The following is a 21,721-nucleotide window of genomic DNA, read 5'->3' as shown; positions in this document are numbered from 1 at the left end:
TCAGTCGGGGCGCAGGAAGTCCCGGGACAGCGATCGGCCGATCGCGGCGAGCTGATCGACCAGCACGTCGGCGTTCACGTCGAGCAGGCCGGACCGCCAGGCGAGCATGATCTCCACGAAGCCGCCGATGCCGAGCAGCACGGCGGTGCGGAAGGCGAGCTCGTCGACGCCGGCGCGCAGGAACGGCCGGGCCAGGTCGATCATGATGTCGCTGGCCTGCTGCACGCTCTGCCGGCGGCGCTGCTCCAGCACGGCGCTGCCGGAGTGGTCGCCGTAGAGGATCTGTGCCCGCGCGGGTTCCGCCTCGATGTGCCGCACGATCACGTCGAGCGCCGCGTCGAGTTGCTCCAGCGGCGGGCGGTCCGCGTGCTCGGCGACCGTGCCGAGCACCATGCCGAGGGTCTCGTCCCGGACGCGATCCCAGGTGGTCGTGAGCAGATCGTCCCGGTTGGCGAAGCTCTCGTAGAAGTACCGGTCGGTCAGGTTCGCCCTGGCGCACACCCCGCGCATGGTGACCGCGGCCCAGCCCTGCTCCTGCCAGATCTCCACGGCGGTCTCGACCAGCGCGTTCCGTCGCTCGTCACGTCGCTGGTCGGCGGTCTTGCCGCCATAGCGCCGAGCTGACGAGGTCATCGGTCCATCTTGACAGCAGGTGCCCTCAGATTCATTCTGAGGGCATGCGCCTTCAGAATGGCCCGCGTCACTTTCGGCTGTCCCGGGCCGAGGTCGCCGCGGCCCTCACCGCGATGACGCTCAAGCCGCTCGCCGCCGTGGTCCCGAGCAACCGGGCCGGCATCCTGTTCTCCCGCCGACTCGTCGCCACCAGCCTGCGCCTGGCCGGTCCCCCGTTGCCGAACAGCCGCATCGAGCCGGTCGACCCGCGGCACGGCGTGCGCGGCGAGTGGGTTCGAGGACCCGAGGTGACCCGCGAGGACGCCGTCGTCCTCTACATCCACGGCAGCGGGTACGCGCTGTGCTCAGCCAGGACGCATCGCGGCCTGACCACCCGGATGTCCGCCGGGACCGGGCTGCCGGTGTTCGCGTGCGACTACCGGCTCGCGCCACGCCACCGCTTCCCGAGTGCGGCCGACGACGTGCGCGCCGCATACGACCAGCTCGTCGAGCAGGGCCACCACCGGATCCTGCTGGCCGGCGACTCCGCGGGCGGGCACCTGGCCGTGGACCTCACGCTGCAACTGCTGCGCGAGCGGCGGGTGCCACCGGCGGGGCTCGCGCTGTTCTCCCCGCTGTACGACGTGACGCTGACCCTCGCCGCCGCCCGCGAACGAATGCGGCCGGACCCGATGGTCACCGCCGCGGCGGCCCGGCGGCTGATCGGCCTGTACACGCGAGACGCCGATCCCGCCTCGCCACGGCTGCGGCTGTCCTTCGCCGGTGTCACGGACTTCCCGCCCACGCTGATCCAGGCCGGCGGACGGGAGATGCTCGCCACCGACGCCGTGGAGCTGGCCAGGGCGCTGCGCCGGGCCGGATCGGACTGCGAACTGGACGTCGTCCCCGGCCAGATGCACGTATTCCAGGCACTGCCGAAGGTGACCCCACACGCCCGGCCCGCGATGGAACGGGCCTGCGCGTTCCTCACCGCGCGGGTACCCGCGCGCCCGGCGATCGTCCAGGAGGCGTCCTGATGGCAGGCAAGCGAACGCACGGCGCGCACGCCGTGGTCACCGGTGCCGGCAGCGGCATCGGCGAGGCATTCGCACTGGAGTTGGCCGACCGTCACGGCCGGGTGGTGTGCGCCGACATCGACCTCGCCGCAGCCGAGCGGACCGTCACGAAGATCAAGGCGGCCGGGGCCGAGGCGGTGGCCGTACCCTGCGATGTCGCCGACCCCGACGAGGTCGGCGAACTGGCCGCCGCGACCCGGTCCTGGCTCGGCCGGGAACCCGACCTGGTGATCAACAACGCCGGTGTCGGCGCGGGCGGCCGGGTGGTCGGCGACAGCACGCTGGACGAGTGGCGGCGCACGCTCGGCGTGAACCTGTGGGGCGTGATCCACGGCTGCCACGAGTTCCTGCCCGCGATGCGCCGTCAACGCACCGGCGGCGTGATCAACGTGGCCTCGGCGGCCGGGTTCACCGCCGCGCCGAAGATGGCCGCCTACAACGTCAGCAAGGCCGGAGTGGTCAGCCTGTCCGAGACGCTGGCCGCCGAACTGTCCGGCTCCGGCGTCCGGGTGACCGTGCTGTGCCCGACGTTCGTGCGCACCGCGATCTTCGGCGGCGAGCTGATCGACCCCGGCGTCGGGCAACTGGCCCGCAAGATCGCCGGCGTCGTCGGCTTCTCGGCGGAACGAGTCGCGCGCACCACGCTCGACGCGCACGACCGCGGCCGGCTCTACGTCGTGCCCCAGCCCGACGCGCAGATTCTCTGGCGCGCCAAGCGATTCCTGCCCACCCCGTACGCCCGGATCGCCGGCCTGCTCGGGCGGCTCGTGCCCGACGCCGGCAAGAAACAGGAGCGACCATGACCGACTTCGCGGCGATGCTGCAGACGATCAAGGACAAGCAGTGGTCGCTGGCCGACATCGACTGGGACGCTCCCGGCGCCGAGACGATGACCGACGAGCTGCGCGCCAAGATGCGGCCGTTCATGGCCGACCTGGTGTGGATCGAGCACATCGGCGCGCGCGGGTTCGCCTCGCTGGCGAGGAAAGCCCCGACACCCGAGATCCAGGAGATCTACCGCTACTTCCACGCCGAGGAGCAGAAGCACGCCAACGCCGAGCTGGCCCTGATGAAGCGCTGGGGAATGCTCGACGAGAACGGCGCGATGCCGGAGCCGAACATCAACGTCCGGCTGGCCATCAAGGTGCTCGACGACTTCGGCGACACGCTGCCGCTGACCGGCCTTGCCACGCTGATCCCGCTGCTGGAGTGCGCACTGGACGGCGCGCTGGTGAAGTTCCTGCTCGAAGAGGTCACCGATCCGGTCTGCCACCAGGTCTTCAAGCACATCAACTCCGACGAGTCCCGGCACATCACGGTCGACTTCCAGGTGCTGGAGCTGATCGGCGCCGGCCCGAGGCACAAGCTGCTGATCGAGACCATCGGCAACCTCAAGCCGCAGGTGATCATCGGCCTGATCGTCGTGTTCGTGCCGCTGATCAACAAGATGCGGGACAACATCGTGGCGATGGGCCTGCCGGAGAACAAGCTCTACAACGCGGTCAAGCGGTTCGCCAGCGTCGGCAGCCGCGGCGAGCACACCAAGCGGATCCCGGCCTACCACGTACTCAAGGCGCAGGCGGCGATGGTGGTCGACCGCTCGCACGCCTATCACAAGTACCTCGCCGACCCGATGGTGAAGCTGACCAGCAAGATCCCCCGGCGGCTGCTGGGCAAGCCGCAGTCGTGGACCGAGGAGATCACCCACGAGCCGGTCGCGTCATGACCACGGCCGGGTTCCGCGGCGAGGTGCTCCGCGGCATCGAGTGGTTCAGCCACGACTTCACCGGGCAACGGGTGGCCGTGGTCGCGCCGGGTCGCGAGGCGGCACAGATCGTGCCGGAGGTCGCGGCCACCGCCCGATCGGTGAAGGTGTTCCAGGAGGAGCCGGACTGGGTCGTGCCCGTTCGGGTGCCCGGCGGGCGGGCGGTCAGCGCGGCGGTCGCCCGATTCTTCCTGCGCACGCAGGTGAAGGACCCGTGGATTCGACGGCTGCTCACGCCGCACGCCCGCTTCGGCTCTCGACGGACGGCCGTCAGCGTCGGCTACTACGCCGCGCTGCGCCACCCCGATTGCAAGCTGATCACCTGGCCGGTCTACGCCTTCGTCGCCGACGGCGTCCGCACCGCCGAGGGCGTCGAGCACCACGTGGACTGCGTCGTGCTCGGCCCCGGTTCCGTCTTCGCCCGCGACGAGATCACCGAAGGACGGCCGGCATGAGCACGACCGCGGACCACGAGATCGCCATCATCGGCGGCGGCTTCTCCGGCATCGGGGCGGCCATCCTGCTCGGCAGGGCCGGGTTCGACGACTACGTGATCCTCGAGGAGGGCGACGGCGTCGGCGGCGCGTGGCACTGGAACACCTACCCCGGTGTGGCGGTGGACATCCCGTCGTTCAGCTATCAGTTCTCCTTCGAGCAGGTCGCCGGCTGGTCGCGGGTGTACGCGCCCGGCCAGGAGTTGAAGGCCTACGCCGAGCACTGCGTCGACAAGTACGACGTGCGCCGCCGGATCCGGCTCGGCAGCAAGGTGGTGGCCGCGACGTTCGACGACGACACCCACCTGTGGCGGCTGGACACGGCCGGCGGCGCCTCGATCACCGCCCGGTTCGTGGTCGGCGCGACCGGGGTGCTCACCCAGCCCAAGCCGCCGGCCATCGACGGCCTCGCCGATTTCCGCGGCACCGTGATGCACACCGCGCGCTGGGACCACGACGTCGATCTGCGCGGCAAGCGGGTGGCGGTGATCGGCACCGGTGCCTCGGCGGTGCAGGTGATCCCGTCGATCGCGCCGGACGTCGAGCACTTGACGGTGTTCCAGCGCACCCCGATCTGGTGCCTGCCCAAGCTGGACACCGCGCTGTCCGGTCCGGTGCGCGCCGCGCTGCGCCGGGTGCCCGGCACGAAGCGGCTGTCCCGGTTGATCAGCCAGGCGTACGTGGAGTTGACCTTCCCGCTGGCCGCGCACTTCCACCGGCTGCTGCCCACCGCCGGCGCCGGCGAGCGGCTCGGGCGCGCTTACCTGCGCCGGGCCGTGCGCGACGAGCAGACGCGGGACAAACTCACGCCGCGCTACGCCCTCGGCTGCAAACGGCCGAGCTTCTCCAACGAGTACCTGCCGACCTTCAACCGGCCGAACGTGACGCTGGAGACCACCTCGATCGACGCGGTCACCGGCACCGGCGTGCGCACCGCGGACGGCGTCGAGCACCCGGTCGACGTGCTGATCCTGGCCACCGGGTTCAAGGTTTTCGAGAAGGGCAACATGCCCGCGTTCACCGTCCGCGGCAGCGGCGGCATCGACCTGGAGAAGTTCTGGCACGAGAACAGGTTCCAGGCCTACCAGGGCGTCAGCGTCCCGAACTTCCCGAACCTGTTCACCATTCTCGGGCCCTACGGCTACAACGGCTCGTCCTACTTCAACCTGATCGAGACGCAGACCGCGCACATCGTGCGCTGCCTGACCGCCGCGCGGCGAACCGGGGCGAGCCGGGTGGAGGTGACGCGCGAGGCCAACGACCGGTACTTCAAGTCGATGCTCGGGCGGCGCAAGCACCAGGTGTTCTTCCAGGACTCGTGCGCGCTGGCCAACAGCTACTACTTCGACGAGCACGGCGACGTCCCGTTCCGCGCGTCGCCCACCCTCGAAACCATGATCACCAGCCGCTGGTTCAGCCTCGACGACTACACGTTCGAGTCAGCTCCCCGCCTGCGGGCGGTCGCGGCGCCGGCGTGAGCGCACCAGGAACGCGCCACCGAGCACCACGATGAGCAGGGTGGTCCTGGGTCAGCTCAGACGGTGATCGACCACCTGTCCAGCGTGCCGGTGTCACCGGGGCCGTTGTCCCCGATGCGCAGCGTCCACGTGCCGGCGGCCCGCTCCACGGCGGGCGCGACCGTGTACGTCTTGCCCTGCGGGAACGCCGTGCAGTCGTAGTAGCCGCCGGGAGTGCGGGCCAGCGCGTAGGCCCGCCCGCTCGGCGAGACCAGCGTGATGTTCAGGTCCTCGTAGCAGGTGTGCGTCGCCGAGACCGCCACCGTGATCGGATCGCTCACCGAGTCGGCGGCGGTCGAGCCGATCTGGCTGATCGCCACCCGGAAGTCCCTGATCGGGTGATCGGTGCCGTTGGTGAAGGTGCGCGCGGAGTCCCCTGGCCGGGTTCGCGCGGTCACCGGCGCGCTGGCCGCCGACACGTTGCCGGCCGCGTCCTTCGCCTTGACCGTGAACGTGTGCTCGGTATCCGCGGTCAGAGCGGTGACCGTGGCGCTGGTCCCCGCCACCGTGGTCGCCAACGTCGAACCGTTGAACACCTGGTACTCGGTCACGCCGACGTTGTCGGTCGAGGCGTCCCAGGCCAGCGACACGCTGGTGGCCGTGCTGCCGGTCGAACGCGGGTTGCCGGGCGCGGTGGGCGCCTGCGCGTCGTCCGAACCGCCACCGGTCACCAGCTTCAGGTTCCACAGCGCCAGCGGCTCGTTCACCGGCTGGAAGATCGACAGCTCGTCGTCGGACGGGTTCGGCACGCACTGCGACGGCCCGCCGTCGTGCAGACCGGTCGCCTTGTCGCCGAGCAGCCAGCCGCCGCCCGAGTCGCCGCCGAGCGAGCAGGCGGTCGTCCAGGTCATGTCCTCGATGATCAGACCGCCGCCGTAGTCGACCGCCTTGTGCGTGTACTTCACCTCGCCGCACTGCCATTTCGAGGTGTTCCCGGAATGGCAGACCCGATCGCCGACCATCGCCTCGGCCGAACCGGACACGGTGATCGCCGGATTGTTCCAGGTGTTCACCTCGGCGGAAAGCGTCCATCCCGGCTCGGTGACCGTCACCAGTCCCATATCGCCTTCACGGCCGTTGTAGAAGTACTTGTTTCCCGGATTCGAGGTACCGATCTTGTTCTGTTGCCCGCTCTGACCGTAGGCGGGTTGATCGGCATTGTTCGTGCAGTGCCCGGCGGTCAGGAACGCCTTGCCGCCCTGCGCGTCGGTCACGCTGAAGCCGACCGAACAGTTCGACTCGCCGCCCGGCCACCACGGGTTGCCGGTCTGGATGGTGCCGGCCTGTTCATTCGACTGCCGCCTCGGCTGCGAGTCGGTCTCCACCACCCGCACGCCCTCGCCGTACGCCGACGCCCGCGTCGTGAACTCGTCCGTGGCGGCGGCGCGCACCGACCGGTTGACCGCGACGCGCACGGCGTTGGCCCGCACGTCCACGCCCCAGCCGTACACGCCGGGCACACCGTCGCCGACCAGGGCACGGACCTCGCCGAGGAGCCGATCCAGCTCGGCTTTCCCGCGCACGACGATCTTCGTCTCGGCTCCGGCGGCACTGGCCTGCTGTCGGGCACCCTCACTGGTCACCGCGACCGTCAGCTTCCCGGTGGCCGGGTCGAACCAGTGCCCGGCGAGCTGCGCGCGCAGCGCCGCCGGCATCGAGTCGAGCACCCGGTGCGCCTCGTCCTGTTGCCGCAGTTGGGTGCGCGCGACCTCCTCCGAAACGCCGAACGCCGAGGCGACTCCCCTGACGGTCGCCTCGGGCGCTCTGGCGGCGGACGCGTCCGGCGACGCCGCGGCGGCGGAGGCCGCGAACGTTCCGGTCGCGAGTACCGAGCCGCATACCGCGGCCATGACCTTTCTCCGCAAAAGCATGCCTGGTCTCCCTCACGAGAATTGATGAGCAGGGTGGTGAAACGTTATGCCGGGAGCAGCGACATGAATAGCGAGACGCCGGCTTAACAGTTAACGTCGGACCAATTCCGCTGGCGTTGTTTTCACATTTAACAGTGAAGCGCGCCATCGCACGCTCTTTCCCTCGGCCCGACCAAGGCTTATGGTCGTCCTTTCAGGAGTGACACGTCGAGGAGTCAGCATGTCCGGCGGAGCGTTGCCCCGGCACGGGGTACCCGAGGGGGTTCCAGAACAGCGCCAGTTCGCCGACACGCTGCGCGCCGCGATCGAGGCGCGCGGCCTCGGCCTGGAACGGCTGCAGGCGCACCTGCGCACGCACGGCATCACGATCAGCCTCGCCACGCTGAGCTACTGGCAGTCCGGCCGCAGCCGCCCGGAGCGCCGGTCCTCCCTGGCGGCGATCAGCCACCTGGAAGCGTTACTCGAGGTGCCGGCGGGCTCGCTGGCAGCACTGCTGGGCCCGCCCCGGCCGCGCGGGCGGTGGCTCAACAGCGTGACCGAGAGCCCCACGTTCGGCGCGTTCTGGCCTCGGCCGAGCGAGGTGGAGCAGGCCGTCAGCCAGGTCGACACGCACTGGGACGACCGGCTCACCCGGATCAGCCAGCACGATCGGGTGACGGTGGGGCCGGACCGGGGTGAGCGCTCGTTCGCCTCGCGCCAGGTGCTGCGCGCGGACGCCGACGGCCCGGACCGGTGGGTGGTCGTCGTGCATCTGGATGAGCACGACCGCGCGCTGCCGATCGTCGAGGCGGTGCGCAACTGCCGGCTCGGCAAGGTCGTCGACGAGCCGGCGAGCGGGCTGTTGGTCGCCGAGCTGCTGTTCCCGGCCGCGCTGCGCCGGGGCGAGACGATCATCATCGAGCACGAGCTGGTCAACCGGGCGCCGTATCCGTTGGCCACCAACTACGAGCGGAAGTTCCGGCTGCCGGCGCGCGAGTTCGTGCTTGAGGTCTGCTTCGACCCGGCCGCCTTGCCGGTGCGTTGCGAGCAGGTCATCCGGCACGACGGCGGCGAGCAGGTCAAGGCGGTGTCGCTGGACGAGACGCATTCGGTGCACGGCGTGGCGCTCGACTTCGCTCCTGGCTGCTATGGCTTTCGCTGGAGCTGGGAGAGCTAGGTTCGCGAGTTCCGCGCTGTGCACTGGTGAGTTCCGCGCTGTGCATCGGGGTGGGGGTGGCACTTGGGGTGTGGCGGCGCGGAATTGTGCGGGCCGATACTCACAAGTCAAGGGCGCCTACGGCGTCGCTACGCGACTCGCTTCGCTCGCCCTGGACTTGTGAGCCTCGATCGGCCCTAAAAGGCTGGCGCTACGGGCAGGCTCCGCCTGCCTTTTGCCCGTACCGCGCCGCCACCTTGCTCCCATTGTTCACCCCATAGTGGTCGACCTTTTTCGGTAGAATCGAGGCATGAGGGGACAACAACTAATCCACGAGCTCCGGGCTCGCGAAACCCACATTCAACAACTCGAATACGAACGACTTCAACTCATCCACGAAATCCATCAGCAAGGCCTCGCGAAAGAAATGGGCGCCTACTCCACATCCTCATTCCTGCGGGACACCGTGCGGATCACACCCGCCGACGCACGACGGCGAGTAGCCGACGCCAACGCCCTGTTCGGCTCCACCACACTCACCGGACAACCCATCGAACCGCAGCTCCCCGTCACGGCGAAAGCACTAGCCGACGGCGTGATCAACCGCGACCACGTACAGATCGTGCGCACCACCCTCGACAAACTTCCCGACGAACATCACGCCGAGGTCGAACAACTCCTCGTGGACGAAGCCCACCGCTTCGACCCCGTCAAACTCAGCAAGCTCGCCACCCGCACCCGCGCGCACCTGCAACCCGAACAAGTTGTCCTGGAAGAACAAGCCGCCCGCAAGCGGATGGAGTTCTCGATGGTCGAGGACGTTGACGGGATGATCCTGCTGCGCGGACGGCTCTCGCCGGAGTGCGCCGAAGTTCTCAAGGCAGCGCTGTCACCGCTGGCGAAACCCGCCGGAAAAGACGACGACCGATCCGCCGCCCGCAGGTGGGCCGACGCGCTGGTCGAGTTGGCGCACCGGGTGCTCAACTCGGACACACTGCCGCAAGACGGCGGACGACGGCCGCACCTGGCGATCACAATTTCTTACGAACAACTCCGCGACCAAATCGGCCTCGGCCATGGTGACTTCGGTGCGATGATCACACCACAAACCATCCGACAGATCGCCTGCGACGCCGGAATCACACCCATCGTGCTCAACAGCGAAGGCAAACCACTCGACGTCGGACGCGAACAACGAACCGCCACCCCGGCAATCCGAGCAGCACTCATCGCACGCGACAAAGGCTGCACCTTCCCCGGCTGCGACCGACCACCAGAATGGACCGACGCACACCACATCATCCACTGGCTCAACGGCGGAATCACCAGCGAAGAAACAATGACACTACTCTGCCGATTCCACCACACCATCATCCACCAACAAGACTGGGAAATCATCATGCGCGATGGGATCCCGTACTACATCCCGCCAGCATGGGTAGACCCGGATTGCAAACCAATCCGGAACACAATGCACACTGTCGCGTGCTAGAACGCGCTCCAACCCGTGGCGGCGGACAGTGCTTCGAGCGCGGCGACGCCGGCGACCGAGTTGCCGCTGGCGTCCAGTCCGGGGCTCCACACGCAGATCACGTATCGGCCCGGCACCACCGCGACGATGCCGCCACCCACCCCGCTCTTGGCCGGCAGGCCGACCCGATACGCGAACTCCCCCACGCCGTCGTACATGCCGCACACGAACATGGTCGCGTTGAGCCGCTTGGTGTCGGCGGCCGACAGCAGTCGGCCGCCGCCCGCGCGCACGCCGTGGCGCACCAGAAACCGGCCGGCCAGCGCCAGATCCCGGCAGCTCATGGCCAGCGCGCACTGCGCGACGTAGTGGTCGAGCACCGCGTCGATGTCGTTGTCCAGGTTGCCGTAGCTGGCGATCAGGTGCGCGAGCGCGGCGTTGCGGTGGCAGTTATCCCGCTCGGAGGTCGCGACCGCCTTGTCCACGTCGATGTCGGGGTTGGCCGCCTCGGCGCGCACGAACGCGCGCAGCGCCCCGACCGCGTCTCCGGTCCGGCTCAGCAACTGGTCGACCGTCACCAATGCACCGGCGTTGACGAACGGGTTGCGCGGCACGCCCCGGTCGCGCTCCAACTGGAGCAGCGAGTTGAACGCGTGGTTGGACGGCTCGTGCCCGACGCGGTCCCAGATCCGGCCGGTCTCCAGGGACAACGCGAGCCCGAACGCGAACACCTTGGACAGGCTCTGCACGGAGAACGGCACCCGGTAATCACCGACGCCGAACACCTCGCCGTCCGCACTCGCGACGGCCAGACCGAAGCCGCGCGCGTTCACCGCGGCCAGTGCCGGGATGTAGTCGGCGACGCGCCCGGTGCCGATCAGCGGCCGCACCTCGTCGTGAATCCGTTCCAGCAGGGACTGATCGACGACCGCGTCGTCCTGAACCACCCGCACGCACTCAGCGTCGCCAAGCGGTGATCGCCCCCGCAACCCCTCAGACGGTTTGACAGTTAACAGACGACAAGATCTTCGTCGCATCGGAGGTAGCGCCGGAGCCCATCTCGGAATTAGATACGTAGGGCTACGGATTACCACCCCGGTTGTTTCGGCGACACCGCCGGACCGATCGTGATCAGCACGCTGCCGACCGACCACGAGCCGGCGGCAGCGTCATGCGCGCCATCATCACAGAGCCGCGAAAGGAACCCGCCGGTGAAGCTAGCGAATCGGATGGAACGACTCGGAACCGAATCCGCCTTCGAGGTCCTGGCCAGGGCCAGGGCGCTGGAACGCACCGGCAGAAAGGTCGTCCACCTGGAGCTGGGCGAGCCCGACTTCGACACACCGGCACACATCAGGGCCGCCGCGGCGAAAGCACTCGAGGAGGGCCACACGCACTACGTGCCCGCGCCGGGCATCCCCGAGCTGCGGTCCACCGTGGCCGACTTCCTCGAACGCACCGGCCGGCTGCGCACCACGCCCGAGCAGGTCGTAGTCACGCCGGGCGCCAAGATGATCATGTTCTTGGCGATCATGGCGCTGTGCGAGGAGGGGGACGAGGTGATCTACCCCAACCCCGGCTTCCCGATGTACGAGTCGCTCACCGCGTTCGCCGGCGCCACCCCGGTGCCGATCCCGCTGCGCGAGCGCAACAGGTTCACCGTCGACCCGGACGAGCTGGCCTCGCTGGTCACCGACCGCACCAAGCTGCTCATCGTCAACTCGCCGCACAACCCGTGCGGCAGTTCGCTGAGCGCCGAGCAGGTCGACGCCATCGCCGAGATCGCGATCAAGAACGACCTGCTGGTGCTCAACGACGAGGTCTACTGGGCACTGGACTACGCGGCCGACCGGCGCAGCCTGCTCGACATCGACGGCATGGTCGAGCGGACCATCCTGCTCGACGGCTGGTCCAAGACCTTCGCCATGACCGGCTGGCGGCTCGGCTACGGCGTGTTCCCGCAGGCGCTGGTCGAGCCGGTCACCCGGCTGCTGATCAACACGGCGTCCTGCACGTCGGCGTTCAGCCAGCACGCCGCGATCGCCGCGCTGACCGGGCCGTGGGACGAGGTCGACAAGATGAAGGCCGCGTTCCTCAGGCGGCGCGACGTGATCGTGTCCGGTCTGAACGACCTGCCCGGCGTGTCCTGCGTCGAGCCGGGCGGCGCGTTCTACGCCTTCCCCAACATCAGTGAACTCGGGATGCCCGCCGCCGAGCTGTCCACCATGCTGCTGGAGCAGGCTGGCGTCGCGTGCCTGCCGGGCACCGCGTTCGGCGCGCACGGCGAGGGCCACCTGCGGCTCTCCTACGCCAACTCGATCGAGGACATCCAGGCCGCGATCGACGCGTTCCGCACGTTGCTGAGTGAGGTTGCCCGATGAGCGAACCCTCGGTTCTGGTCACCCGAACGCTGGTCGAGGAGGCCATGCGCGCCCTGGACGGGCACTGCGAGGTCGATCTCTACGAAGGTCCGCCTGAGGCGATCCCGCGCGAGTACCTGCTGCGCCGCGCGGCCGGCAAGCAGGGCCTGCTCACGATCCTCACCGAGAAGGTCGACGCCGAGCTGCTGGACGCGGCCGGACCCGAGCTGAAAATCGTGGCCAACCACGCGGTCGGCTTCGACAACATCGACGTGCCCGAGTGCACCAAGCGCGGGGTGCTGGTGACCAACACCCCGGACGTGCTCACCGAGGCCACCGCCGACCTGGCCTGGACGCTGATCCTGGCCTGTGTCCGGCGGCTGGGCGAGGGTGAGCGGCTGATGCGCGCGCGGACGCCGTGGATCTGGGGCCCGACGATGATGATGGGCCACGACCTGCACGGCAAGACGCTGGGCGTGGTCGGCTGCGGGCGGATCGGGCGCGCGGTGGTCCGGCGGGCGCACGGGTTCGGCATGCGCGTGATCTACAACGACGCGATCCGGCTGGACGCCGACGCGGAGTCCGAACTCGGCGTCGAGTGGCGCGAGTGGGGCGACCTGCTCGGCGAGTCCGACGTGGTCAGCGTGCACGCGCCGCTCACCCCGCAGACCCGGCACCTGATCAACGCGGACGCGCTGCGGGCGATGAAGCGGTCCGCGGTGCTGGTCAACACGGCGCGCGGGCCGATGGTCGACGAGCAGGCGCTCGCCGACGCGCTGCGCTCCGGGGAGATCTTCGCCGCGGGGCTGGACGTGTACGAGCGCGAGCCGCAGGTCACCGAGGCACTGCTCGACCTGGACAACGTGACCCTGTTGCCGCACCTGGGCAGCGCCACGATCGAGACCCGCACCGCGATGGGGCTGCTCGCCGTGGAGAACCTGCTCGCCGGCCTGAACGGCGAGCGTCCGCGCACCCTGCTCAACCCGGCGGCACTCGGCTAGCGACTGCCCCGACCTCGCGAGTCCCGCGCTCAGACACCCCGAGTCCCGCGCCCTGCATCGTGCAGAGCGCGGGACTCGCCGGTGCACAGCGCGGGACTCGCGCAATAGGGTCACGGGCGTGTCACATGCGCAGGCCGAGGACGGCCAGTTCGCCGGTGACGTGATCGCCGTACTCGATCACCTCGGCGTCGAGCGCGCCGACGTGTACGGCACGTCTATGGGCGGGCGGGTCGCGCAGTGGGTCGCCGCGCTGTACCCCGAGCGGGTCCGCCGGCTGGTGCTCGGCTGCACCTCCCCCGGCGGCGGGCACGGCGTGGAGCGCGACTCCGACGTGCGGCGGTCGCTCGGCGATCCGGACCAGACGGCGGTGCGCCGTGCGCTGCTCGACCTGATGTACACGCCCGCTGGCTCGCCACCCACCCCGGCCCGTACCGCACGCTCGGCGATCCGCGACTGTCCGTGCGCGCCCGCCGCCGGCACCTGACCGCGAGCGATCAGCACGACGCGTGGGACGCACTGCCCGGCATTCGGGCCGCCACGCTCGTCGTGCACGGGGACGACGACCGGCTCAACCCGACGGCCAACGCGCCGATCCTGGTCAGTCGTATTCCCCACGCGCGGCTGGAGCTGATCGCCGGGGCGCGGCACGCCTACTTCGAGGAGTTCCGCGCCACGGCGAGCCCACTGGTGCTGGATTTCCTTGCGTCGTAAGGGTTTCAGCCGTCGAGCAGGTCCAAGTCGGACGGCGTGAGCGTGGTGCTCTGCACCAGTTCGCGCATCAGGTTCTCGGTGAGGCTGTTGCCGATCGGCTCCTCCAGCTCCTCCCGCATCAGGAACGGCACCCCGCCGTTGGACAGCTTCGTGCGCACCCGCGCGATCACCCGCTCCACCCGCCGGTCGCTCCACTGGTCGTCCGGCCGCAGGTCGTTCAGCAGGTCGGCGGCGCTCTGCCGGGCCAGCGGCCTCGGCTGCGGCTCGTTGAGCAGGTAGTTCTGGCCCACGACGACCACCGCGAGGCGCTCCTCCTCGTCGAGGCACCACGGCCTCGGCACGACGGTGTCGTACCCGTACCTCGGCGGCGGCGTGCCCCCTTCCGCGCCGGCCACGAACAGCTCCAGCACGTGCTCGCGGCTGTCCGACCCGCGCAGGTACAACGGCGTGCGGCCGGACCCCAGCGGCACCGGCTCGGCGCGGCTGTACAACATCATGAAGTTCGTCATCCGGATCGGCGTGCGGCCGAGGTTGGTCACCCACCAGCGGCCCGACCGGTGTGTGAGCACCCCGTGCTGGCGGCTCACCAGCAGATCGTCCTCACCGATGCAGATCTCCACGTCGGGCTTGTTGCGCCCGAACCGCACCGGCCCCCGGTCCGGTGTCACGGTGATCTCTCCGGTGACGGCGCGCGCACTCAGCGATCCTGGTGCTGTGCTGGTCGCCTCTCGAGTCACGGCCGCCTCCCTGGTGTTCACGAGTCGTGCCGCACCAGTGTCCCCCGTACCCCCGGGACCCCTCCCGGACCTACACCGGCCCGGCCTGGGTGTGCCACCACGCGATCATGTCGGCGGGCTGGTAGCCCTGGAACGCGAACGCCTGGATGGCCAGCCGCTCGTCGGTCCACGACATGTAGCGGAAGCCCTTCTCGTGGGTGTGGCACAGCAGCCGGCCGGTGGACCCGCCGCGCGAGTACGTCGACTCGCCGCTGAAGTTGGGCGGGAGCGTCGTGCAGTCCGGCCCTTTCGGGTACCCGCCAGCCTCGTAGTTCGCACGCATCGCGACCGCGTCGGGGAACTGGTAGTAGAAGACGATCGGCGTGCCGGCCGTCGGCCCGCACACGATGCCGACCACCTGAGTGCTGCCAGGAACGTTGACGCGCACCTGTTCGGGCGAGGGCCGGATGCAGTTCGTGCGCGACGCCGGCGGGATGTGCTCGAGCAGCGCGCGCTCCTGCTCGGACGGGAACGGCGGGTCGGCCTGCTGGTTGACCGCGGCGACCAGCGGGGCGGTTCGCGGGCCGTGGTTGTTCTTCCACCACCCGGTCAACAGCTCGACGTCGCTGCCGATCGCCTGCCCGAGGATCAGCAGCGGCTCGGCACTCCACTCCATCACCAGCGTGCTCTGCGGACCCGGGTAGCACAGCACGCTGCCCACCTCGACGCTGCGAATGTCGTAGCGGCGGTTGGCCAGGAACCCGGGCGCCTTGCCGTCCGGGCAGTAGACGCCGGTCGGCGCGCGCACGGCGGTCACGTGCGCGTCGTAGGTGCGCTGCAGTTCGGGCAGGGTCGCGAACCGGAAGTACGCGACCGACCGGGCGCCGCCCGCGTCCGGCGGACAGTCCAGCCCGACGACCGCCTCGGGCGCGCGGTCCATGTGGCCGGCCTGCAGGCGCTTGCAGTCGCGCTCGCCAAGCAGGTCGATCAGGTCTTTCTCTTGCTGTGTAGGGAATTCCGGAGCGGTGGCCCACTTGGCGCGCACCGCCTTGTCGTCGGCGGAGGACGCGCGGACGATCACCGTGTCCGCGTCGACGGTCCACAGCACGGTGGTCTGGCCGTCCCGGCTGTGGCACAGCATCCGGCCGCGCGCCCTGCCGGTCGCCGGATTGCGGTGCTCGGCGCCGGTCTCACTGGCACAGTCGCCGGTGCCTCGGGTCACCCCGGCCTGCTGGCGCACTCCTTCGTACGCAGCGTCCATGGCCGCCCGATCGGCGAACAGGGACACCGTCGCGTCCCGACAGGTGGCCACCGCCGTCGCGCCGGGCAATCCGGACCCGCCGCCCTGACAGTCCACGCGCACGGCTTCGGGGACTCGGGCGAGCGCCGCCGGATCCAACTCCGGACCGCTCCCGCCCTCGCCTTCGGGCAGGAAGATCACCGCGGCCGCGACCAGCAGCGCGATCACGGCGGCGGCCGTGCCGATCAGCGGGCCAGGCCGGCGGCGAAACGCCTGCCAACGACTGAGCCGCTGGAACTCCGGCAGCGGCGGAGTCGTCGGCCGCCCGTCGGCCGCCGCGATCAGCTCGTCCACCATCGCGGTGCAGGTCGGGTACCGGTCGCCGGGGTTCTTCGCCATCGCGCGGGAGATCACCGCGCCGACCGACGCCGGCAGGCCGGGCGGCGCGGTCGGCTGGTCGTGCAGGTGCGCGTGCAGCACCGCGGCGGGGCTGTCCCGGACGAACGGCGGCTCGCCGGTCAGGCACTCGTAGACCACGCAGCCGAGCGCGTACACGTCGCAGCGCCGGTCAACGGGTAACGAGCGGATCTGCTCCGGCGCGGCGTACAGCGGCGTGCCGACGTAGTGGCCGTCCGGCGTGATCGTCTTGGACGAGCCGGTGGTCGCGATGCCGAAGTCGCACAGGTACACGTGCCGCGTCCTTGGCTCGACGAGCACGTTGGCCGGCTTCACGTCGCGGTGCACGAGGCCGGCTTCGTGTGCGGTGTCCAGCGCGGCGGCGATCTGGCGTGCGAGGTGCACGGTGGCGTCCATGCCGAGCGGGCCGTTCAGGTGCAGCAGCCGGCGCAGGTTGGGCCCGTCGACGTACGGCATGACCAGGTAGCACAGGTCCGCCGTGGCCTTGGCCTCGAAGATCGGGATGACGTTGGGGTGCTCGAGCGCGGCGACCAGGTCGACCTCGCGACGGAACCGTTCGAGGAACCCGGCGCGGTGCACCAGCTCCGGTCCGAGCGCCTTGATCGCGACCTTGCGGTCGTTCAGCTCGGTGTCCTCGGCGAGGTACACCGAGCTCATCTCGGTCTCGGCGAGCACGCGCAGCAGCCGATACCGGCTCGGAATCTCCGGCCGGACGGGAAACGGCTCGACGGTCTCGTCCAACGCTCACCCCCTGCTCCCCGGCGGTCGCCGACAGTGTGCCGCACCGAGATCTTGCCGTCGCACCGTGGCCCACATTAGGCGCGGCAGTTTATGCGAGAGCGCGACTGACGCGTGTCGGCTCTTGTCGCGGCTCAGCCGATCAACGAGCCTGTAGGCATGGAGCTACGCAAGGTGTCCGGCGGTTGTGAGGACGGAGACTGCCCCGCCGTTTACCTCTCCGATACAGGAACGTTGGTCTTCCAAGGAACTCCGGTCGAGCGCGCTGACGGTCTGCGGCTCGGCCCGGGAGAGCGGGCGGGCGAGGACTATCGCATACTCGACCTGACAGAGAAGTCCATCGATCTTCCACAGCAGGACTTCTGGTTGTTCGACGATTCGACGGTCGCGCTGCTCAATTTCAATGATGACGGCACCCTACGCAACCGAGAACTTGCCGATCCGTCCGAGTTGGACAAGTACCGTTCATTGCGAGACCTAGCACTTGCGAAGGCTGCATCATTCCTTGAGTATCGAACCTGACGGGAGGCAGTCACGCGCCGATTTGGCCGAGGCGTTACGACGGCTTCGCAAAGCGGCCGGTCTCTCACAAGAGAGGCTGGCCGTTCGCTGTGCGATGTCCCAGTCGAAGTACAGCCGGATCGAGTCCAATCGGGTCGTTCCATCTGTGCTGGATGTCGAGCGAGTACTCAAGGCACTCAAGATCCCCAGCGAAGCCGCGCGTGACCTGATTACACTGGCGCGACAGGCCAACGTCGAACACACGTCGTGGCGCGCCGTAGCCGAACTCGGCTTGTGGCGAAAGCAATCCGAGCTCAAAGCCCTCGCGCAGCTTTGCACGCTACAGCGTCTTTTCAACCCTGCCATACCAAGCGGCCTTCTTCACGTGCCCGAGTACGCGCGTGCCGCTCTGTCACCCGTGGTGGACAGCAGCCCGGCACGCGACGTGGACAAGGCGGTGAGCGCCCGCCTGAATCGACAGACGGTGTTGAACGACCCAAACCGCGAGTTTCAATTCGTGCTCACCGAGCAGGCTGTTCGCTGGAAACGAGCACCCCGACACGCGATGGCTGACCAGTGCGCGCATATGGCCGAGCTTTCCTTGCGGCCCAATATCGACATTGCGATAGTCCCGCAGACCGCCGAGGTCTCCGGCGCAGCCCTGAACTCGTTCGTCATCTACGACGATCGTCTGGTGATCGAAGAACTCTTCTCGGGAGAGGTCGCGCTAAGCGATCCGCGCGATATCTCCCATCACGAGAACCTGTTCGACTTCTTTCGTAGTCACGCCTTGTCGGGCGAGCGAGCGAGAGCGTTGCTACTCTCCGCCAGAGACCAGTTTATGTGAGTGCGCGACTGACACTGGCGACCACACACGTGCCGCTTTAGCGTCGACCCATGAGCAAAGGGGACAGTGCGGAGCGCGCCCTTGAAATGGAAAACGCTGGACCGCACGACGTTTCAAACCACCTGGCACGACGGTCGCACGTGGACACTCAAAGCCACACCCGAGGGCAAGTATCCTTGGGCCTTGTTCACTGACGAGAACTCCAAGCATCCAGGCGCCGCTATAGAAATTGGAAACCGGGAAATGACGGCCGCACGCCACAACGCCGAGTCCTGGTTGGACCAGGCAAGCTTGCTCCCGTCCGACCACCAGTACCGCGTGTGGTGAAGATCAGGATCGCCAGCGCTTCCTTGACGAAGCATTAGAGTCGAACATGAATCATCGTCAAGTCTGGAGGGTCCCGTGCCGCAAGAGTTCCCGCCGGACTTCCTTTGGGGAGTCGCCTCCGCGTCGTACCAGATCGAGGGCGCCGTCACCGAGGGCGGACGCGGACCGTCCATCTGGGACACCTTCACCGCGCAGCCCGGACGGATCAAGAACGGCGACACCGGCGCGGTGGCCTGCGACCACTACCACCGGTACCGCGAGGACGTGGCGCTGATGGCCGACCTCGGAGTGGACTCCTACCGGTTTTCCCTTGCCTGGCCCCGAATTCTGCCCAGCGGATCGGGCCAGGTGAACCCGGCGGGCCTGGACTTCTACGACCGGCTGATCGACGAGCTGCTCGCCGCCGGGATCAAGCCCGCCGTGACGCTGTTCCACTGGGACCTGCCGCAGGCGCTGCAGGATCAGGGCGGCTGGGAATCCCGCGACACCGCGTACCGGCTGGCCGACTACGCCACGATCGCCGCCGAGCGGTTCGCCGATCGCGTGCACCTGTGGATGCCGCTGAACGAGCCGGTCGTGGTGACGATGTTCGGGCACGCCGTCGGGGCGCACGCACCGGGCCGTGAGTTGGGCTTCGGCGCGCTGACCGTGGCGCACAACCTGTTGCTGGGACACGGTTTGGCGACGCGGGCACTGCGCGCGGCCGGCGCGTCGAACATCGGCATCGCGTCCAACCACACGCCGACCTGGCCCGCCTCGGACAGCGAGCAGGATCGCGCCGCCGCCGACGCCTACGACACGCTCGTGAACTGGACCTTCGCCGATCCGATCCTGCGCGGCGAGTACCCGGACCCACTGATCACCGCGGCCATGCCGGACACCGTGGCCGACGACCTGGAGATCATCTCCACCCCGCTGGACTGGTTCGGCATCAACTACTACCAGCCGGCCCTGGTCGGCGAACCGGGCGGCGGCACGGCGGATTCGCCCGTCCTGGAGGGCGCGCGCCTGCCCGAGGGCCTGCCGTTCGAGCCGCGCACGATCACCGGCTACCCGACCACCGGGTTCGGCTGGGCCGTGGTGCCGGACGGGCTACGCGAGATCCTGGTGACGTTCAAGAACCGCTACGGCGACGCGCTGCCGCCGGTGTACGTCACCGAGAGCGGCTGCTCCTACCCGGACACCGTGGACGCCGACGGCCGGGTGCGCGATCAGGAGCGGATCACCTACCACGACGGGCATCTGCGCGCGGTGGCGCGGGCCATCGAGTCCGGTGTGGACGTTCGCGGCTACTTCGCCTGGTCCATCGTGGACAACTTCGAGTGGGCCGAGGGGTACGGCCAGCGGTTCGGCCTGGTGCACGTGGACTACGAGACCCAGGCCCGCACGCCGAAGGACTCGTTCCACTGGTACCGCGAGCTGATCACTCGCGGACGGTAGGAAACACGTCCTTGACGATCGTGTACAGGGCCTGGCTGAGCAGTAGCTGGACCTGGTCGCGGCCGAGGTTCTCCCGGGTGAGCCACTCCCGGCAGGCGGCCTTGGCGAGCCCGCCGTAGGAGCGCAGCATCGCGCGCAGCTCCTCGCGGTGCTCGGTCACGTCGGTCAGCCCGACCGCGTCCAACACCCGGTCCGCGGCCACCTCGTCGGCCCTGTCCATGATCCGCTCGACCTCGGGATCCGCGCCGACGCCCTCCGCGCCGATCACCCGCATCCAGATGCCGCCGTGCTCGGCGATCATGTCCAGGAACCACGACACGCTCACGTCGATCCGGTGCCGCAGTGTCCCTTGTGGACGGACGAACTCCTCCGCGGTCGGCATCCGCACGAGCACCGTGACCACTTCGAGGTACAGCTCGCGCTTGGTGCCGAAGTAGTGGTTCAACAGGCCGCGGGCGACCCCGGCCTCGGCCGCGATGTCGGCCGTGGACACCGCGGCGTACGGGCGCTCGCCGAACAGTTTCAGCGCGCACGCGAGGATCTGCTCGCGGCGCGCGTCGGGGTCCAGTCGCCTGCGCCGCTGGGGAACCGCCTCGGCACTCATGCCTTCTACTGTGGCACGGCTCAGAGCAACCCGGCGGCGCGCCTGGCAACGTATGCCGCCTTGTAGAGGCGCACCCTCGGCGGGATGAGCTTGCCTGCCTTGCCCACCGCCACGCCGAGACGCCGGAACCTCACCGCGTCCTCGTCGGTCCAGTCGAGCCCGAAGATCGGGCGCGCGGCCGGCGGCAGCAGACCGGCGGTGGTCAGGTGGCCGACCTTGCGGCCGAACGGCTTGGCCGCGCGCCACGCCCAGCCCGGCACGTACCACACCGGCGGCTTGGAAACCCCTTGCAGGCGAAGGGAAGCGAGCACCAGTGCCGCTGTCTCGTTGCGCTCCAGGGTCGTCGCGATCATATCGTCCACATAGGACTGGAAGCCGTCCAGCGTGTTCGGCATGAGGCGCTCGGGGATGCCGAGCAGCCGGCCGAGCTGGCGCCACTCGTCGTACAGCCGGACCTGGTCGGACGGGCTCAGCGGGTTGCCGAGGAACTCCTCCAGTCGCAGCAGCACGTCGAACAACGTGGCGTGCACCCACCAGTACGCCTCCGGGTTCAGCGCGTGGTAGCGCTGCCCGTGGTGGTCCACACCCTTGATCGTCTTGTGCAGCTCGCGCAGCCGTCGCGACTCCTCGACCGCTCGCTCGCCGCCGAAGATCAGCCGCCACAGCGACTGCAGTGTGCGGTCGAGCCGGTCCCACGGCTCCTCGATGAAGTTCGAGTGCTGCTGTACTCCCGCCCCGATGGTCGGGTGCCCGACCTGCAGCAACAGTGCCGCGCCACCGCCGAGCACCGCGCGCCGGTCGCCGCTGATCCGCCAGGACACTGAGCCGGGCCCCAGTGGGTGAAGTGTGTCGATGACGTGCGTCATCAGTCCACTGTC

At 69.1% G+C, this 21,721-nt stretch carries 21 protein-coding genes; 14 read left to right on the top strand and 7 right to left on the bottom strand.

Annotated elements, in window-relative coordinates; genetic code table 11:
* Positions 1-633 (bottom strand): TetR/AcrR family transcriptional regulator, encoded by a 633-nt coding sequence (locus EV193_RS26380; protein ID WP_130347604.1) that lies wholly within the window; start codon positions 631-633, stop codon positions 1-3.
* Between the two features lie 44 nt (positions 634-677).
* Here EV193_RS26380 and EV193_RS26375 point away from each other — a divergent pair, with 44 nt between their 5' ends.
* The 5 genes from EV193_RS26375 to EV193_RS26355 are packed head-to-tail and all read left to right on the top strand — an operon-like array spanning position 678 to position 5,425.
* Positions 678-1,649 carry an alpha/beta hydrolase gene (locus EV193_RS26375; RefSeq protein ID WP_130347602.1) on the top strand — a complete coding sequence of 324 codons (972 nt, stop codon included), beginning with the start codon at positions 678-680 and terminating at the stop codon, positions 1,647-1,649.
* Positions 1,649-2,491 (top strand): SDR family NAD(P)-dependent oxidoreductase, encoded by an 843-nt coding sequence (locus tag EV193_RS26370; RefSeq protein WP_130347600.1) that lies wholly within the window; start codon positions 1,649-1,651, stop codon positions 2,489-2,491. The genes EV193_RS26375 and EV193_RS26370 overlap by 1 nt, the downstream gene beginning before the upstream one ends.
* Positions 2,488-3,414 (top strand): ferritin-like domain-containing protein, encoded by a 927-nt coding sequence (locus tag EV193_RS26365; RefSeq protein ID WP_130347598.1) that lies wholly within the window; start codon positions 2,488-2,490, stop codon positions 3,412-3,414. The genes EV193_RS26370 and EV193_RS26365 overlap by 4 nt, the downstream gene beginning before the upstream one ends.
* A complete protein-coding gene (locus tag EV193_RS26360) occupies positions 3,411-3,908 on the top strand; it encodes an NAD(P)/FAD-dependent oxidoreductase (protein WP_130347596.1) in 498 nt (165 codons plus the stop codon). Before EV193_RS26365 ends, EV193_RS26360 begins: the two co-directional genes overlap by 4 nt.
* Positions 3,905-5,425 carry a flavin-containing monooxygenase gene (locus tag EV193_RS26355; RefSeq protein WP_130347594.1) on the top strand — a complete coding sequence of 507 codons (1,521 nt, stop codon included), beginning with the start codon at positions 3,905-3,907 and terminating at the stop codon, positions 5,423-5,425. Before EV193_RS26360 ends, EV193_RS26355 begins: the two co-directional genes overlap by 4 nt.
* Before the next feature lie 56 nt (positions 5,426-5,481).
* Here the strand turns inward: EV193_RS26355 and EV193_RS26350 are convergent, their stop codons facing one another.
* Positions 5,482-7,335 (bottom strand): proprotein convertase P-domain-containing protein, encoded by a 1,854-nt coding sequence (locus EV193_RS26350; protein WP_242613687.1) that lies wholly within the window; start codon positions 7,333-7,335, stop codon positions 5,482-5,484.
* Positions 7,336-7,555: 220 nt separating this feature from the next.
* On the opposite strand from EV193_RS26350, the gene EV193_RS26345 reads away from it, so the two are divergent.
* Both EV193_RS26345 and EV193_RS26340 read left to right on the top strand, forming a co-directional pair.
* Positions 7,556-8,491, top strand: a complete 936-nt coding sequence (locus EV193_RS26345; RefSeq protein WP_207222811.1) for a helix-turn-helix domain-containing protein — start codon at positions 7,556-7,558, stop codon at positions 8,489-8,491.
* Positions 8,492-8,780: 289 nt separating this feature from the next.
* The gene (locus EV193_RS26340; protein ID WP_130347592.1) at positions 8,781-9,962 is read left to right on the top strand and encodes an HNH endonuclease signature motif containing protein; all 1,182 of its coding nucleotides are present in this window, start codon (positions 8,781-8,783) and stop codon (positions 9,960-9,962) included.
* Here the strand turns inward: EV193_RS26340 and EV193_RS26335 are convergent.
* Positions 9,959-10,888 (bottom strand): glutaminase, encoded by a 930-nt coding sequence (locus EV193_RS26335; protein WP_341273208.1) that lies wholly within the window; start codon positions 10,886-10,888, stop codon positions 9,959-9,961. The genes EV193_RS26340 and EV193_RS26335 overlap by 4 nt on opposite strands.
* 264 nt (positions 10,889-11,152) lie before the next feature.
* On the opposite strand from EV193_RS26335, the gene EV193_RS26330 reads away from it, so the two are divergent.
* The 4 genes from EV193_RS26330 (at position 11,153) to EV193_RS34605 (ending at position 14,013) form a co-directional block, all read left to right on the top strand.
* The gene (locus EV193_RS26330; RefSeq protein ID WP_165401515.1) at positions 11,153-12,322 is read left to right on the top strand and encodes a pyridoxal phosphate-dependent aminotransferase; all 1,170 of its coding nucleotides are present in this window, start codon (positions 11,153-11,155) and stop codon (positions 12,320-12,322) included.
* Positions 12,319-13,302: a 2-hydroxyacid dehydrogenase gene (locus EV193_RS26325; protein WP_130347588.1), complete on the top strand. Its 984-nt coding sequence runs from the start codon at positions 12,319-12,321 to the stop codon at positions 13,300-13,302. Before EV193_RS26330 ends, EV193_RS26325 begins: the two co-directional genes overlap by 4 nt.
* Positions 13,303-13,420: 118 nt before the next feature.
* Positions 13,421-13,786: an alpha/beta fold hydrolase gene (locus EV193_RS34610; protein ID WP_341273202.1), complete on the top strand. Its 366-nt coding sequence runs from the start codon at positions 13,421-13,423 to the stop codon at positions 13,784-13,786.
* Positions 13,762-14,013 carry an alpha/beta fold hydrolase gene (locus EV193_RS34605; protein WP_341273201.1) on the top strand — a complete coding sequence of 84 codons (252 nt, stop codon included), beginning with the start codon at positions 13,762-13,764 and terminating at the stop codon, positions 14,011-14,013. Before EV193_RS34610 ends, EV193_RS34605 begins: the two co-directional genes overlap by 25 nt.
* Before the next feature lie 5 nt (positions 14,014-14,018).
* On the opposite strand, the gene EV193_RS26315 is transcribed toward EV193_RS34605, so the two are convergent.
* Both EV193_RS26315 and EV193_RS26310 read right to left on the bottom strand, forming a co-directional pair.
* Positions 14,019-14,750: an FHA domain-containing protein gene (locus EV193_RS26315; protein ID WP_242613685.1), complete on the bottom strand. Its 732-nt coding sequence runs from the start codon at positions 14,748-14,750 to the stop codon at positions 14,019-14,021.
* Positions 14,751-14,820: 70 nt separating this feature from the next.
* Complete coding sequence (locus tag EV193_RS26310; RefSeq protein WP_130347584.1) at positions 14,821-17,127, bottom strand: serine/threonine-protein kinase; 2,307 nt, start codon at positions 17,125-17,127, stop codon at positions 14,821-14,823.
* Between the two features lie 156 nt (positions 17,128-17,283).
* On the opposite strand from EV193_RS26310, the gene EV193_RS26305 reads away from it, so the two are divergent.
* The 3 genes from EV193_RS26305 to EV193_RS26295 all read left to right on the top strand — a co-directional run bounded on the left by EV193_RS26305 (position 17,284) and on the right by EV193_RS26295 (position 20,239).
* Positions 17,284-17,646: a DUF6879 family protein gene (locus tag EV193_RS26305; RefSeq protein ID WP_130347582.1), complete on the top strand. Its 363-nt coding sequence runs from the start codon at positions 17,284-17,286 to the stop codon at positions 17,644-17,646.
* The gene (locus EV193_RS26300; RefSeq protein WP_341273200.1) at positions 17,609-18,472 is read left to right on the top strand and encodes a helix-turn-helix domain-containing protein; all 864 of its coding nucleotides are present in this window, start codon (positions 17,609-17,611) and stop codon (positions 18,470-18,472) included. The genes EV193_RS26305 and EV193_RS26300 overlap by 38 nt, the downstream gene beginning before the upstream one ends.
* 390 nt (positions 18,473-18,862) lie before the next feature.
* Positions 18,863-20,239, top strand: coding sequence for a GH1 family beta-glucosidase (locus EV193_RS26295; RefSeq protein WP_130347580.1), 1,377 nt, complete (start codon positions 18,863-18,865; stop codon positions 20,237-20,239).
* On the opposite strand, the gene EV193_RS26290 is transcribed toward EV193_RS26295, so the two are convergent.
* Complete coding sequence (locus EV193_RS26290) at positions 20,223-20,843, bottom strand: TetR/AcrR family transcriptional regulator (protein ID WP_130347578.1); 621 nt, start codon at positions 20,841-20,843, stop codon at positions 20,223-20,225. The two genes, EV193_RS26295 and EV193_RS26290, sit on opposite strands and share 17 nt — an antisense overlap.
* 20 nt (positions 20,844-20,863) lie before the next feature.
* A complete protein-coding gene (locus tag EV193_RS26285) occupies positions 20,864-21,709 on the bottom strand; it encodes an oxygenase MpaB family protein (protein WP_130347577.1) in 846 nt (281 codons plus the stop codon).
* Positions 21,710-21,721 lie beyond the last annotated feature (12 nt).

It is taken from the genome of Herbihabitans rhizosphaerae (assembly GCF_004216555.1).
Lineage (GTDB): Bacteria > Actinomycetota > Actinomycetes > Mycobacteriales > Pseudonocardiaceae > Herbihabitans > Herbihabitans rhizosphaerae.
Note: the sequence above shows the minus strand (reverse complement) of the source record. Positions and strands in the feature narration are given on the sequence as shown.

Excerpts from the sequence above, each read along its gene's own strand:
- EV193_RS26285 (WP_130347577.1), bottom strand. The coding sequence starts at position 21,709 with ATGACGCACGTCATCGACACACTTCACCCACTGGGGCCCGGCTCAGTG.
- EV193_RS26290 (WP_130347578.1), bottom strand. The coding sequence starts at position 20,843 with ATGAGTGCCGAGGCGGTTCCCCAGCGGCGCAGGCGACTGGACCCCGAC.
- EV193_RS26325 (WP_130347588.1), top strand. The coding sequence starts at position 12,319 with ATGAGCGAACCCTCGGTTCTGGTCACCCGAACGCTGGTCGAGGAGGCC.
- EV193_RS26370 (WP_130347600.1), top strand. The coding sequence starts at position 1,649 with ATGGCAGGCAAGCGAACGCACGGCGCGCACGCCGTGGTCACCGGTGCC.
- EV193_RS26360 (WP_130347596.1), top strand. The coding sequence starts at position 3,411 with ATGACCACGGCCGGGTTCCGCGGCGAGGTGCTCCGCGGCATCGAGTGG.
- EV193_RS26345 (WP_207222811.1), top strand. The coding sequence starts at position 7,556 with ATGTCCGGCGGAGCGTTGCCCCGGCACGGGGTACCCGAGGGGGTTCCA.
- EV193_RS26305 (WP_130347582.1), top strand. The coding sequence starts at position 17,284 with ATGGAGCTACGCAAGGTGTCCGGCGGTTGTGAGGACGGAGACTGCCCC.
- EV193_RS26365 (WP_130347598.1), top strand. The coding sequence starts at position 2,488 with ATGACCGACTTCGCGGCGATGCTGCAGACGATCAAGGACAAGCAGTGG.
- EV193_RS26340 (WP_130347592.1), top strand. The coding sequence starts at position 8,781 with ATGAGGGGACAACAACTAATCCACGAGCTCCGGGCTCGCGAAACCCAC.
- EV193_RS26350 (WP_242613687.1), bottom strand. The coding sequence starts at position 7,335 with ATGCTTTTGCGGAGAAAGGTCATGGCCGCGGTATGCGGCTCGGTACTC.
- EV193_RS26355 (WP_130347594.1), top strand. The coding sequence starts at position 3,905 with ATGAGCACGACCGCGGACCACGAGATCGCCATCATCGGCGGCGGCTTC.
- EV193_RS26380 (WP_130347604.1), bottom strand. The coding sequence starts at position 633 with ATGACCTCGTCAGCTCGGCGCTATGGCGGCAAGACCGCCGACCAGCGA.
- EV193_RS26375 (WP_130347602.1), top strand. The coding sequence starts at position 678 with ATGCGCCTTCAGAATGGCCCGCGTCACTTTCGGCTGTCCCGGGCCGAG.